Raw genomic sequence first — 14,281 nt, forward strand, 5'->3', positions numbered from 1 at the left:
CTTCAGCTCCATTTCTAATAAAAATCTGTCAGAAATAGTATGAGCTAAACGAAAAAGGAATATGTTTTGTTCAAAATGGTAGTTTTTATAAGCTTCTTTCCCAAAGGTTATTTTCGTAAAATTTGTTGTTTATAGGAAATGGATTGTTCCTTTCCAAAACTAACTCATATAAAGTAAAAACCCAGACCCAAAATTTGGACCCAGGTTTTCATTTTACAACTATTTATTCGCTAACTGGAACGACTGCTCCGCCCCACTCTTCTAAAATAAAGTTTTGGATTTCCTCTGAACGAAGAACTTCTACCAATGCTTTAATTTCCTCTTTATCTTCATCGCCATTATTTACTGCAATTACGTTAACATATGGAGATTCTTTATCTTCAATCGCGATGGAATCCTCCATTGGATTTAACCCTGCATCAATCGCATAGTTAGAGTTGATTAGTACCGCGTCCCCTTCACCATTTTCATAAAATTGAGGAAGAAGAGCTGCTTCATATTCATAATCAAATTTTAGGTTTTTAGGATTTTCCGCTATATCCTCAATGGTAGCTTTTGTCTTTTCCACATCCTCTTTTAACTTGATTACACCTTTGCTTTCTAACATAGCAAGAATACGCCCATGGTCTGCAACAGAGTTACTCATTAAAATAGTTGCTCCATCTGGAAGGTCTTCTAATGATTCATGCTCTTTTGAATAAACACCGATTGGCTCAATGTGAATTCCACCTGCATTAACAAAATCGTAACCGTGCTCTGCTTTTTGTGCTTCCAAGTAAGGGATATGCTGGAAGTAATTAGCATCAATCTCTCCATCGGCTAACGTTTTGTTAGGTAAGATATAATCTTGAAAAGTTTCAACTTCCAATTCAATTCCTTTTTCTTCTAATAACGGCTGTGCTTTTTCCAAAATCTCTGCATGAGGAATATTAGAAGCTCCAACAACTAATTCTTTTAACTCCTTATCACCTTCGCTACCTGAACCTTCTTCTGTACCACATGCTGCTAGTGCAAAAATACTTGTTGCTGTTACTATACCTGCCAACCATTTTTTCATCCTATTTATCTCCTTTTCTGTAACTTTTTCGTCTATACAGTTTTTTTATCTTTTATCCAATTTATTAGTGATAAGATCACCGATAAATTGAAGTGCAAATACTATTATTAAAATGACAATCGTCGCAGCTAATGTAACATCATCCCTGCTGCGCTGAAATCCATCTAGATACGCTAAGTTTCCAAGTCCACCTGCACCAATTACTCCCGCCATCGCAGTATACCCAACTAAAGCAATGGCTGTAACAGTTAGCCCTGACACTAAAGCAGGCATTGATTCCGGAAGTAATACCTTCCAAATTATCGTGCTTGTTTTAGCACCCATTGACTTGGCTGCTTCAATAACACCTTTATCAATCTCTCTCAGCGCTATTTCAACCATCCTTGCATAGAACGGTGCTGCACCGATGATCAATGCAGGCAAAGCTGCATTTGCACCTCTAATTGTATCTAATAGAAATTTTGTAAATGGTATTAATAAAACAATTAATATGATAAATGGAATAGAACGAAAAACATTGACAACTGCACTCGTTACCCCATAAACAATTTTGTTTTCCCACAAATTTTCTTTTGATGTTAAAAATAATAAAATCCCTAAAATAATTCCTAAAACAAATGTGATTAAGACTGACAACCCCGTCATATAGAGAGTCTCAACTGTCGCTTCCCACATTTTTTCCCAATCTACATTTGGAAACAGATTTTCAATCATCGTTCCATCACCTCCACCTTCACTGATTGCGTTTCAGTAAACTTAACGGCTTCTGTGACGGTTTGTGCTTGTCCATCAAGTTGGACAAATAATGTTCCGTACGACCCTTTTTGTGTTTGTGAAATTTTCCCCTGTAGGATATTCACATTAACATCAAAATTCCTTATTAAATTTGTAATCAAAGGTTGTCCAGTCGTTTCTCCTACAAATGTCAATTTAAGCACTTTCCCATTCGGATATTGTTCTAGCAAACTATCAATCGCTTCTTCCGTTTCATCTGATTGTGAAACTTCTTTAACGAACCGTTTTGTTACCTCTTGTTGTGGATTACGAAATATGTCTAGCACTTCTCCCAATTCTGCCACTTTACCATCCTCCATTACTGCTACTCGATGGCAAATTTTTTGGATTACGTGCATTTCATGAGTAATTAACACAATCGTTAACCCTAACCTTTTATTAATATCAACTAGCAATTCTAGTATGGAATCCGTTGTCTGTGGATCAAGAGCAGAAGTTGCCTCATCACATAACAAAACCTTTGGATCATTTGCTAGTGCTCTTGCTATGCCGACCCTTTGCTTTTGCCCTCCACTTAATTGGGAAGGGTAGGCCTTTCCTCTCCCTTGTAACCCCACTAAGTCAATTAACTCTGCTGATCTTCTTTTTCTTTCTTTCTTTGAAATACCGGCAATTTCAAGGGGGAATTCAATATTTTCTTCTACTGTTCTTGACCAAAGTAGATTGAAATGCTGAAAAATCATTCCGATTGATTGTCTCGCCTCTCTTAAAGCTTTCCCTTTAATAGAAGATACAATTTGACCATTAACATCGACTATACCATCTGTTGGCACTTCAAGACCGTTTAACATTCTGATTAGCGTACTCTTACCAGCCCCACTATAACCGATTACGCCGAATATTTCCCCATCCTGAATGGAAAGGTCTACACCATCTACAGCCGTAATTAATCCTGATTTCGATTTATATAATTTTTTCAATGATGATATTTTAATCATAGCTGCCTCCACCCTCTTTCATGGTAAAACAATTAATAGGAAAGAAATTCTCTTTCTAATAAATATCGAGTAAATATCCATTAAAAAAAGCCTTCCCGCGATGAGCAGAAAGGCATTATCAATTAAAGTTCCTTCCTCTCATCTCCCAAAGCTATCATGCTTTGTGTGAATTGGCACCATTTCAACTATGTTGACGGTTGCCGGGCTTCCTAGGGCACTTCCCTCCACCACTCTTGATAAGAGTAATATTTAGTTTTCATAATTGTTTTGTATTCAGAAAATTTACTATGGATGTGATTTTACCATTAACTAAAATAGTATGTCAATACTTTTTTACTATATAGAAATTTATACACTATCCATATATGAATAGCTGTATTACTAAATCAGTTTACGTCTAGATAGATTTCTCTAGTGTCTATCCCCTCGAAACAGTAGAGCTTTTGTACCTAAACGATCATTGATTCCGCTTCCATATTTCTACATAACCATAATACTGATTCCGTAAATAACAAATGACGATAGGCTCCCATAACAGTTACTTCATGATCATTTACCAAGTTAGTCAGCCGTTCTTCCCCATAGAAAAGTTTTAACAATGCATGCTCCTCACCTGAAATAACAAAGTCAACATCTTCTTCTGGCAAATCAACTAATTTACATTCTTCTTTTGATAATGATATTGTGTAACCTTTTTGTGCAAGCTTCAATTGAAAGGTGAAAGGTTCGTCTGGAAACAATAATTGCAAATGAAACCTTGTTTGGCACTCGCTTAACAAACTCATCATTTCTTTTTGCACGAATTCATCCCCTTAATGAAATTCTTCTTAACATAAATAATTCCACTTAAAGGTAATAATTCCTCCAAAAAAGCATCGACAAGTTTTGTTGATTCGACCATTCTAACGAAATATTTTGACAATATATTTAAATCTTTTTGACTTCCCTAGAAAGCCGATCCCCCTGCAGACGGAACGGTCCATTCCCCATAAACAACAACCTTTACGAAAAACTCACATGGCAGCTAAGATCAAGCCACCACCATCTACTATAAAAAAACAAATTTGGTGCCAATGTGATATAGAATCGATTCATTTTGGTTATCCTAAATGATTTTACGATGCTTAAAAATACTTTTTTCATACAAACGTCCATCAAAAAAGACGTAGACAGGCTAAGATAAAAGGACTGAAGCGCCCACTTCTAGTCCTTAACGTTTGTAGATATATCTTGTAGCCTTTCATGGAGATATGGTACCGACTGAAAAGCATAAATCCTTTCCATTTCTTCGCCTTTCCGATATAAAAGTAAGCATGGGACGCTTTCGATGCCTCTTTCTTCGGCGAATTGCGGAAGATAGTTTAAATTTGCTTTTATATAGAAATAAGTAGTGGGGATTTTCTCTAAAATATCTATCATCCTGCTAGCTACCTGACATGTCCCACACATAGGTGTATATAGGTAAACAGCCACCAACTCTTCTTCCCTTAGCTTTTCTTGTAAGGATTCCTGATTATCAACTTCAACCACTGCTAGCTCATCCTTTGTTCTAGAAATTCTGTGTGGACATCAATATTCGCTCCGATTAAGACAGAAGCAAGATGGTACTCTGGTGCTGACGCAACCTCCTTATACATGCGATCAATGTATAAATGCTCAGCTTCTGGAAATTCACGCTTAAATTGCTTGCGAAGTTTTTCTCCTGCATCATCTGCATCCACTAAAATATACACATCCCGATCAAATAAAGAATCAATAAGTTCATCCATTTTTGTTATGCTTATCGTTCCATTTGTACAAATAATTTCAATCGGTTCTTTAATAATATCGATTACTTTTCTTTTGTCTGTTGTGCCTTCAACGATAATTACTTTTTCATCACTAAGTTCCATATAAATCATCACCTTATCATCAAAAAATACGCTTCTTTAACAAAAGGGCTATTTTCACATAGTTTGTTGCTTATGCTATCGCAGGAGTCTTTATATAGATCAACGCTGATGAAGCTTTACTCATATAAATTTCTTTATAAAAAACAACAATCCTTTAGAAAACAGCCAACAAAAAAAGTTTCTTTTAAAATGTGTAAAAAGCAATTAACTAAGATTAGAATAGTATATTCAAATGACAACAGATAATGTCCACTATATTTGCCCTAAAAGGACTTATTTTAAATATTATATCGTGCTTATATTTATTTTCCCGTTTTTTCATTAGAAATGCAAAGGATAAAGTTTTACTTTTGCCAAAAACTCTTTGCTCATAGATTGTTGTTTGACTAATAAATTCTGCCCGTTGATTTCCTCTTTTCTCTCAGGAGTCAAGTGTCCTCTGCTCCAACCAACTCAGTGGGGTAAACTTAGTTTCCATAAAAAAACAACAACGTTTACGAAAAACTCACATGGCGGCTGAAACCAAGCCGCCACCATCTACTATAAAAAAGCAAATTTAGTGCCAAAGTGATATAGAATCAATTCATTTTGGCTATCCTAGACGATTTCACGATGCTTAAAAATACTTTTTTTCATACAAACAGCCTTGTAAAAATATCAGTTCCCTTTAAGAGGTGATGATACAAATTACAGCAGAAGTAAACAGGAAGGAATATAAGAAAAGGACTGACTTCAAAGAAGAATTCTTTAAAGATACAGTCCTATGTTTATTCTAACACCATCCACCCTCATCACAGTCTGTATAGCGTGATTCAGGCCCTTCAGTAGAAGTAAAAGAATGAATTATTTTATTTTCCACTACCTCAAAATTTGGTTCTAACTGTATATTACTTAGAGGAAGCGATGTTTTTCCTATTGGCTGATTATCAAAAAATAACTCAAGTTCGCCATCTTTAAGTTTTCCAGTTACTCTCCCTGTTACATCCATTCTTTTTGGTTGCAATACCATAGTCATCATCCTCCTGTAAGGTTGTTAGTATTAACATACCCAAAAAGAAAAACAAAACACCCTGACAATCGTCAGAGTGTTTTGTTCTTGAAGAGGATTAACCTTCATTAATCATTTCTCGGTATTGTTCAGCAGTCATTAAATTATCTAGTTCAGATTTATCTGAAGGCTCTATAACAATCATCCAAGCTTTTTCATATGGAGATTCATTTACATATTCAGGGCTATCATCCAAGTCTTCATTTACTTCCACAACTTTTCCAGATACCGGAGCATAAAGTTCTGAAACTGTTTTTACAGATTCAACACTTCCGAATGGCTCATCAGAAGTAATTACGTCGCCTACTTCTGGAAGTTCAACAAATACGATATCCCCAAGTTCAGACTGTGCAAAATGAGTAATTCCTACACGTAAATTTTCCCCTTCTTCTTTAACCCACTCATGTTCTTCAGAATAACGAAGTTCTTTCGGTGTGCTCATTTTCATCCCTCCAAAATGCTAGTTCCTAACTAATATTGACACAGTTTTGCTAAAAAAAGCAAGAAAACATACATCATTATGTAAATATTTTTATTTTTTTGTAAATCCTTCTCGTTTTTTCTTTATTTCCACGTTTTTTCAAAATTTTCCTCTTTAAAACCTATAGTTACCTGGTTTCCATCTGTTACAATGGGACGTTTTAGTAACATTCCATCAGATGAAAGTATTTCTAGTAATTCTTCATCAGAAGCTGAATTCACTTTATCCTTTAATCCAAGTTCACGATATTTCTTCCCGCTCGTATTAAAGAACTTTTTTAATGGCAAACCACTCTTTTCGTATAAGCCTTTAATGTCTTCTTTTGAAGGTGGGTTCTCCACAATATGAATTTCATTTAATTCTTTCTCATTTTCTTCTAGCCACTTTTTTGCTTTTCTACATGTCCCACACTTGGGGTATGAATAGAAAGTTAATGCCATCTAAAGTCACCACCTTTCTGCTTATTAATCCATTAAGCTTTTTTAGTAATTCGACAAATTTTTTAAAATCCCTTTTTTGAGAAAACGTCGATATGGCTATTTCTATTAACAATACTATTATATCTCTTCTAAACGTTTACGAACAACCTTCTCGTTTATTAATTTGAAGAGGCTGGGACACATTTGTCCTAGCCTCTTCATTTCTTTATTTTCTTCACGAGCTGGTCGAACCACTTCCGCTTTTCTTGTCTAGCTACAGTGGTTAGCTCGCTATGAAAAAGATAAATTTCCCCAAAAGGCAAAGGGCGCCTTTTTGGGGAAATTTCCTTTTTTCTTCACGAGCTGATCGAACCACTTCCGCTTTTCTTTTAGTTTACGTATTTTTCTGCTTCAATTAATTTTTGTGATGCTTCGCGTTTTGTTGCGATAATGTTGATTGGCGTGTAGCGTGTAAATTTGCGGAGTGCTGATAACATCATTTTAAGTGCATCTCCAGTTTCTGCTGCTACTAATGTTTCTTTTGCATGCTTTTCAATTTCATCAAATGCTTCCTGACAGAAAATTTGTGTGTAAAGAAGCTTTTGTTTCGCCTTTTCAACTCCGTCTTTTGCTATTGCCTTTTCTGTTCTTAGGACTACTGATTCCATTGCATAAGCATTTGAAACGATGTCTGCTATATTCACAAGGATTTCTTGTTCTTTCTCTAATGCTTTCCCATATTTCTGTGCTGCTAGACCAGTAATCAATAAGCCAATCTTTTTAGCATTTTTCACTAAATACTTTTCTTGCGCTAACGGCTCATCTCCTACTTCTTCCGGCACAAGCATCATTAACTCTTCTTGTAGTGCTTGAGCTTTTTCAAATAGCGGAAGTTCTCCCTTCATCGCTTTACGAACGTAAGTCCCAGGTACTAATAAACGATTAATTTCGTTTGTCCCTTCGAATATACGGTTAATACGGGAATCGCGATACGCTCTTTCAATCTCATACTCCTGCATAAAACCATATCCACCATGAAGCTGAACACCTTCATCAACAACATAATCTAACACTTCAGATGAGAAAAACTTATTTAATGAACATTCAATTGCATATTCTGCAATCGCCTTCGCTATATCCGATCCATTTTTTATTTCTTCTTCTGTCATGCTACCCATTCTATCCTCATATAAACCAACTGTACGATAAACAGAACTTTCAGAAGCATAAATCTTTGTGCCCATCGTCGCTAATTTTTCCCTTGTTAAATTAAAAGAAGAAATTGGTGTTTTAAATTGCTGACGCTGATTTGTATATTTGATTGTTAATCCTAGCGCTTGTTTACTACCACCTACTGTACCAACTCCAAGCTTATAACGTCCGATATTTAAAATGTTAAATGCAATAATGTGACCTTTGCCGGCTTCGCCTAAAAGATTTTCAACAGGAACTTCTACGTCTTCCAAAACAAGGGTTCTAGTAGAGGAACTCTTGATTCCCATTTTCTTTTCCTCTGGACCAGTGGACACTCCTGGATATTCTCTTTCTACGATAAAAGCAGAGAAGTGTTCGCCATCGATTTTTGCATAAACAACAAACACATCAGCGAATGCTGAGTTTGTAATCCATTGTTTTTCACCATTTAAAACATAGTGCGTTCCAGCAGCATTTAATTTAGCTGTTGTTTTCGCTCCAAGTGCATCTGAACCAGACCCTGGTTCTGTCAATGCATAGGCTGCAAGTTTTTCTCCTGTCGCAAGGGCAGGCAAATACTTTTTCTTTTGATCTTCGTTTCCAAAAAGAACAATTGGAAGAGAGCCAATTCCAACATGAGCACCATGTGATAAGGAAAACCCTCCTGTTCCTGACATATTTTCCGTAATTAATGCAGAACTTATTTTATCTAATCCAAGCCCACCATATTCTTCAGGAACATCCGCTCCTAAAAGTCCTAGCTCTCCAGCCTCCTTCAATAGTCTTACAGAGTGATCAAACTCGTGATTTTCTAATTTTTCAATAACCGGGACGACTTCATTCGTAACAAAATCTTCTGTCGTCTTCGCGATCATTTTGTGCTCATCAGTATAATCCTCTGGCGTAAAAATTTGATTATAATCTACATCCTCAATTAAAAAGCTTCCACCTTTTAAGAGTTTTTTTATTTCATTAGCCATGTTAATTCCCCCTATTATTTTAGAATAAGGGAAGCATTCAACTTCCCTATATTAGTTTTGTTAACTATTAGCTGATAAGCTCGAATACTCCAGCAGCTCCCATACCGCCACCAATACACATCGTTACAACACCAAATTGTTGATTTCTTCTTTTCATTTCATGAATTAATGACAATGTAAGCTTTGTACCGGTACATCCTAGTGGGTGCCCTAATGCAATAGCACCACCATTTACATTTACTTTATCTTCGTCTAAGCCAAGTTGGCGAATGACTTGAATCGATTGAGAGGCAAAAGCTTCATTAAGTTCGAATAAACCAATATCCGGTAACTCTAGACCAGCCATTTTCAATGCTTTCGGAATCGCCTCTACTGGTCCAACCCCCATAATTTCAGGTGGAACACCAGCTACAGCAAACGACCGAAACTTCGCCATTGGCTGCAACCCTAAAGAACCTGCTTTTTCTCTATCCATAACCATAACAGCCGCTGCTCCGTCACTTGTTTGAGAAGAATTTCCTGCTGTAACAGAACCTTTTACATTAAACGCTGGTCTCAATTTGGCTAAAACTTCTGTATTTGTTCCTGGACGGACCCCTTCATCAGTAGTAAAGGTAAAAGCTTTTTCTTCCAACTTATTTTCGTTATTGACGGAACGTCTTACGACATCTACTGGGACAATTTCGTCTTCAAATTTCCCTTCTGCTATCGCTTTTGCTGCTCTTTCATGACTTCTTACAGCGAACTTGTCTTGATCTTCACGTGATATCCCAAACTTTTTCGCAACTTCTTCCGCTGTGTGTCCCATTCCCATATAATACTGAGGTGCAGTTTCAGCTAACTTGGCGTTTGGACGTACGACATGCCCCATCATTGGAACTAAACTCATTGATTCTGCCCCACCGGCAATTGCCGTATCAGAATGTCCTAGCATAATTTTTTCAGCAGCATAAGCAATTGTTTGCAATCCTGAAGAGCAATAACGGTTAATCGTTACCGCAGGAACGGTATGCGGTAAACCTGCTAACCCTCCAATATTTCTTGCCATATTCATACCTTGTTCTGCCTCTGGCATTGCACATCCAATAATTAAATCATCAATATTACCTTCGTAGTTCCCAGCACGCTTCAATGTTTCCTTGACTACAATTGCACCTAAGTCATCAGGCCTTACAGTTGCTAAGCTTCCTTTTCTTGATCTACCGACTGGTGTTCTCGCACCAGCTACAATAACTGCTTCACGCATGATGTACCCCCTCTTGAAAATGATAGTTTTATTGATTAATTGCGTAATGGTTTTCCTTTCACGAGCATATGCTGCATTCTTTGTTGTGTTTTTGATTGACCAATTAAACTTAAAAATGCTTCCCTTTCAAGGTCTAAAAGGTATTGTTCATCCACTTCTGTTCCATAAGGCAACTTTCCACCTGCAAGAACATATGCCAATTTTTTCACTATAACTAAGTCATGATCTGAAATAAATCCTGATTGATACATGGCATTAGCACCGAGCAGCAATGTTGCGTAACCTGTTTCTCCTACAACCGGCACTTTCTTTCGAATAGGCGCTGTATAGCCTTTATCAAAGAGTGTTAAAACAGCTTGTTTTGCATCATATAGCAGGTGGTCGTCATTTACGCTTACACTATCAGCAGCACTCAAGAAATTATTATCTCTCGCTTCTTCACCTGACGTTGAAACTTTTGCCATTGCAATCGTTTCGAATACTTTATTAGCAACCGCCTGGAGGTCAAATTCTACTCCATTCGGCATGCTGTTTAGATGTTTAAGATAAAGCTCCTTATTGCCCCCTCCTCCAGGGATGAGTCCAACACCAACTTCTACAAGACCCATGTACGTTTCCATTGATGTTTGAATATGAGCCGCCGGCAAGCAAATTTCTGCTCCACCTCCAAGCGTCATTCCAAATGGAGCTGCAACAACTGGTTTGGAAGAATATTTAATTTTCATCGTTGCTTGTTGGAAATTGCGGATAACCGTATCGACTTCATACAAATTATCATCTTGTACTTCCATTAAAATCATTGCAAGATTTGCTCCGACACAGAAGTTTTTACTTTGGTTACCAATTACAAGACCTTTGTAATTTTTTTCAACTTCATCCACTGCAAAGTTAATCATTTGTACAATATCTAACCCGATTGCATTGTTTGGTGAATGGAATTCCAACAGTGCTACTTCGTCACCAATGTCAATCAAACTTGCCCCGGCATTTTTCTTAATCAGCTTCCCTTGTTTTTTAAGGAGTTTTAAATCAATTACCTTTGGATTACGCCCGACAACCTTATATTCTTTTTCATGGTAGAAATAGAGTTCATTGTCTTCTGTTTTATAAAAATGAGTATGCCCAGCAGAAAGCATGTCCGTTACCCACTCTGGAACATCTCTTCCTTCTTTTTTCAACTTACTAACAGACTTTTCTACACCGATTGCATCCCAAATTTCAAATGGACCAAGCTCCCATCCGAATCCCCATTTCATGGCACGATCAATCGATACAATATCATCAGCAATTGTTCCATGTAATTGTGCAGAGTAAGTAAGTACTGGCGAAATAATATCCCACAGAAGCTTACCAGCTCTGTCATCTGTATAGACTAAAGCTTTTAGTTTGTTGGCTGGTCCCTTTTCATTCTTGACCTGTTCTAGAGCTGAAGTTTTTAGTTTTTTACGAGCTTCATATTCTAGTGTTTCTGTGTTTAGTTCAAGAATTTCTTTTCCTTGCTTCTTAAAAAATCCTTGACCACTTTTACTCCCCAACCAACCATTATCGAGCATTTTTTGTATAAAAGATGGTATTTCAAATACTTTTTTCTCTTCACCATCTACTTTGTCATAAACATTTTTTGCAACATGAGTGAAAGTATCTAGACCAACAACATCCAATGTTCTAAAAGTTGCACTTTTTGGTCGACCGATAAGTGGACCCGTAATGGAATCAACTTCTCCGACGCTATAGCCACCTTTTACCATTTCTTGAACCGTAACAAGCAAGCCATATGTCCCAATTCGATTCGCAATAAAGTTAGGTGTATCTTTTGCAAGTACTACACCTTTTCCTAATACATCTTCCCCAAATGTTTTCATAAAGGAGAGCACTTCTGGATCTGTTTTTTGTGTAGGTATTACTTCAAGTAGTTTTAAATAGCGAGGCGGATTGAAGAAGTGTGTTCCTAAAAAGTTCTTTTGAAAATCTTCTGAACGCCCTTCTGCCATTGCCTCAATTGAAATACCAGATGTATTAGAGCTTATAATACTTCCGGGTTTTCGATACTGCTCCACTTTTTCAAATACCTTTTTCTTCACATCTAAATTTTCAACGACGACCTCAATTACCCAATCACATTCACTTATACTTTCTAAATCATCCTCAAAGTTACCAGCCGTTATAAGTGATAGATTTTTTTTAGAAGTCAATGGTGCGGGCTTTTGCTTCAACAGCTTTTTTAAAGCGTTTTCACTTAAGCGATTACGAAATGCTTTGCTCTCCTCCGTAAGCCCTTGCGCTTTTTCCTTATCTGTTAATTCGTTTGGAACGATATCTAATAACATGGTCGGGATACCAATATTAGCAAGATGTGCTGCAATTCCTGAACCCATTACCCCTGATCCTAACACTGCTGCTTTTTGAATTCTGCGAACCAATTCATTTTCCCCCTTTGAGCTTTTTGAATGAATACTCATTCATTTTATGCTAAAAAAAATATGAGAATGAGTTTCTGATATTATTAATATATAGGATATTCTAAAATATCGCAATATTTAAACGTTTAAAAACAAAAATTTTTTTAAGTTTCTTTGTTAATATGTTTTTTTATTAAGGGAATGATACTAACTGCTCGACTTTCTTTAATCATAATAAGAAATAGTTGATAATTTTAAACAGTAAAATGGAGGTGTTAATAATGGCCAAAAGAAGAAAACAACCTTCAAAAGCGGGTGTAAGTGCTGCTAGCGTAAAAGGAAATGCTGGTCCTACAGTGGAAGTTGATGGTGGCGGAAAAGTGAACAGCCAAAACAATCAATATAAAAAACAATAGTTAGAAAAGCGAAAGCGGCTTATTTAGCTCGCAAAGAAAATCATCTTTTTCATAGAGGGATTGCCGCTGGAGCTGGACATAATACCCTCTACAATGAATGAGGCTGCCCTATAAGTCGCCTTACTTCCTTTTTTATATAATATTTTATTATATAAAGAGAGATTCTGGCACACCTAGGTCAGCCTCTTTTTCACCTATTTTTTCATTACACCTTTTAACACGAATGCAACATTGGCTGGTCTTTCAGCTAGGCGCCTCATAAAATAACCATACCAATCTGTGCCATATGGAACATATACCCGTACCTTATATCCATCTTTTACTAGCTCGTGCTGACGTTCTACCCGGATACCATATAACATTTGAAATTCGAATTGATCCTTTGGAATATTATGCTCCTTTACTAGCTCTTTCGTATATTCAATCATTGCATCATCATGTGTAGCAACTGCAGTATAATTACCATTTAATAAATGCATTTTAATAATTTTCCTATAGTTCTCATCAACATCCTTTTTATCAGGAAATGCAACTTCAGAAGATTCTTTATATGCACCTTTTACTAGTCGCAGGTTTGGAGAATAAGCATTTAGATCTTCCATATCGTCTAATGTGCGATATAAATAGGCCTGTATTACCGTGCCCACATTATCAAATTCTGATTTTAGTCTTTTGAAAATATCAATTGTTTGCCCGCAGCGAGAATGGTCTTCCATATCGATTGTGACAAAAACTCCTTGTTTTTCGGCTTCGTTAAGGATCTTCCTCATATTGCGGATTACAACTTCTTCTGAAATATCTAACCCCATAGAAGTCATTTTTAACGAAAGCTGAGAATCCAGGTTTTCACGTCCAATGGCTTTTATTGCTTCTACACATTCATCTGCCATTTCATTTGCTTCGCTTTCATCATCAACAAACTCTCCTAAATAATCGATTGTTACAGCTAGCTTCTGATTATTTAACTCCCTAATTACAGCCGTCGCTTGTTTTATAGAATCTCCTGCAACAAATCGTCCCGCTCCAAAACGAAGTCCATAGCTTTTTGCCAATTTAGTTAACTGCTTATTCTTCGAAAGGAATAAAAAGAAATTACGCATTGCTCGCTCCATACTGCATGCCTCCTTGAAACATATAAAGTTAATGCGGGATAATGTAAGCTTTACACTAGTGTATGCATCTTCACCTTGTGCAATGGCTAAACTTATCAGGCCTTTACGGACATTTATTCCTCTCTTACATTTCAAGGGTCTGCTCCTGCAGCAGAGTATATAGTCCGTATTTTCCGGATATACCATTATATGAAAGCGCTTTCTAATTTGTTAAAAAAATAAAAAATTCATACAATAGTTATATTTGACTACATTTTACCACCTTTTAAATAGCTTGCCTATAGCCTTGAATGCCTTTTCAAAA

At 36.6% G+C, this 14,281-nt stretch carries 14 protein-coding genes and 1 riboswitch; of the genes, 1 reads left to right on the forward strand and 13 read right to left on the reverse strand.

Annotated features, from left to right (window positions below; translation table 11 throughout):
• Positions 1 to 223 precede the first annotated feature (223 nt).
• The 12 genes from ACFSUL_RS05550 to ACFSUL_RS05605 all read right to left on the reverse strand — a co-directional run bounded on the left by ACFSUL_RS05550 (position 224) and on the right by ACFSUL_RS05605 (position 12,470).
• A complete protein-coding gene (locus ACFSUL_RS05550; RefSeq protein ID WP_377933462.1) occupies positions 224 to 1,057 on the reverse strand; it encodes a MetQ/NlpA family ABC transporter substrate-binding protein in 834 nt (277 codons plus the stop codon).
• Positions 1,058 to 1,102: 45 nt separating this feature from the next.
• Positions 1,103 to 1,771, reverse strand: coding sequence for a methionine ABC transporter permease (locus tag ACFSUL_RS05555; RefSeq protein WP_071410866.1), 669 nt, complete (start codon positions 1,769 to 1,771; stop codon positions 1,103 to 1,105).
• The gene (locus ACFSUL_RS05560) at positions 1,768 to 2,790 is read right to left on the reverse strand and encodes a methionine ABC transporter ATP-binding protein (protein ID WP_377933465.1); all 1,023 of its coding nucleotides are present in this window, start codon (positions 2,788 to 2,790) and stop codon (positions 1,768 to 1,770) included. Before ACFSUL_RS05560 ends, ACFSUL_RS05555 begins: the two co-directional genes overlap by 4 nt.
• Before the next feature lie 135 nt (positions 2,791 to 2,925).
• Positions 2,926 to 3,033, reverse strand: a riboswitch (SAM riboswitch).
• A gap of 206 nt (positions 3,034 to 3,239) precedes the next feature.
• Entirely contained in the window at positions 3,240 to 3,590 is a 351-nt protein-coding gene (locus ACFSUL_RS05565) for an SCP2 sterol-binding domain-containing protein (protein WP_377933467.1), read from the reverse strand.
• A 403-nt stretch (positions 3,591 to 3,993) separates the two neighbouring features.
• Entirely contained in the window at positions 3,994 to 4,320 is a 327-nt protein-coding gene (locus tag ACFSUL_RS05570; protein WP_377933469.1) for a thioredoxin family protein, read from the reverse strand.
• 2 nt (positions 4,321 to 4,322) lie between these two features.
• Positions 4,323 to 4,682, reverse strand: coding sequence for a toprim domain-containing protein (locus ACFSUL_RS05575; protein WP_377933471.1), 360 nt, complete (start codon positions 4,680 to 4,682; stop codon positions 4,323 to 4,325).
• A 772-nt stretch (positions 4,683 to 5,454) separates the two neighbouring features.
• Complete coding sequence (locus ACFSUL_RS05580) at positions 5,455 to 5,691, reverse strand: YusG family protein (protein ID WP_377933473.1); 237 nt, start codon at positions 5,689 to 5,691, stop codon at positions 5,455 to 5,457.
• A 97-nt stretch (positions 5,692 to 5,788) separates the two neighbouring features.
• Entirely contained in the window at positions 5,789 to 6,172 is a 384-nt protein-coding gene (gene gcvH / locus ACFSUL_RS05585; protein WP_377933475.1) for a glycine cleavage system protein GcvH, read from the reverse strand.
• Positions 6,173 to 6,294: 122 nt separating this feature from the next.
• On the reverse strand, positions 6,295 to 6,651 hold the full coding sequence (locus ACFSUL_RS05590) for an arsenate reductase family protein (protein WP_377933477.1): 357 nt from the start codon (positions 6,649 to 6,651) through the stop codon (positions 6,295 to 6,297).
• 368 nt (positions 6,652 to 7,019) lie between these two features.
• On the reverse strand, positions 7,020 to 8,804 hold the full coding sequence (locus tag ACFSUL_RS05595; RefSeq protein WP_377933479.1) for an acyl-CoA dehydrogenase family protein: 1,785 nt from the start codon (positions 8,802 to 8,804) through the stop codon (positions 7,020 to 7,022).
• A 67-nt stretch (positions 8,805 to 8,871) separates the two neighbouring features.
• Positions 8,872 to 10,050 carry an acetyl-CoA C-acetyltransferase gene (locus ACFSUL_RS05600; RefSeq protein ID WP_377933481.1) on the reverse strand — a complete coding sequence of 393 codons (1,179 nt, stop codon included), beginning with the start codon at positions 10,048 to 10,050 and terminating at the stop codon, positions 8,872 to 8,874.
• A gap of 35 nt (positions 10,051 to 10,085) precedes the next feature.
• Positions 10,086 to 12,470, reverse strand: a complete 2,385-nt coding sequence (locus tag ACFSUL_RS05605) for a 3-hydroxyacyl-CoA dehydrogenase/enoyl-CoA hydratase family protein (protein ID WP_377933483.1) — start codon at positions 12,468 to 12,470, stop codon at positions 10,086 to 10,088.
• A 260-nt stretch (positions 12,471 to 12,730) separates the two neighbouring features.
• Here ACFSUL_RS05605 and ACFSUL_RS05610 point away from each other — a divergent pair, with 260 nt between their 5' ends.
• Positions 12,731 to 12,865, forward strand: a complete 135-nt coding sequence (locus ACFSUL_RS05610; protein WP_377933485.1) for a YuzL family protein — start codon at positions 12,731 to 12,733, stop codon at positions 12,863 to 12,865.
• A gap of 194 nt (positions 12,866 to 13,059) precedes the next feature.
• On the opposite strand, the gene ACFSUL_RS05615 is transcribed toward ACFSUL_RS05610, so the two are convergent.
• Positions 13,060 to 13,977, reverse strand: coding sequence for a proline dehydrogenase family protein (locus tag ACFSUL_RS05615; RefSeq protein WP_377933487.1), 918 nt, complete (start codon positions 13,975 to 13,977; stop codon positions 13,060 to 13,062).
• Positions 13,978 to 14,281: the final 304 nt, after the last annotated feature.

Source organism: Bacillus seohaeanensis, assembly GCF_042684945.1.
Taxonomy (GTDB): domain Bacteria; phylum Bacillota; class Bacilli; order Bacillales; family Bacillaceae_B; genus Rossellomorea; species Rossellomorea seohaeanensis.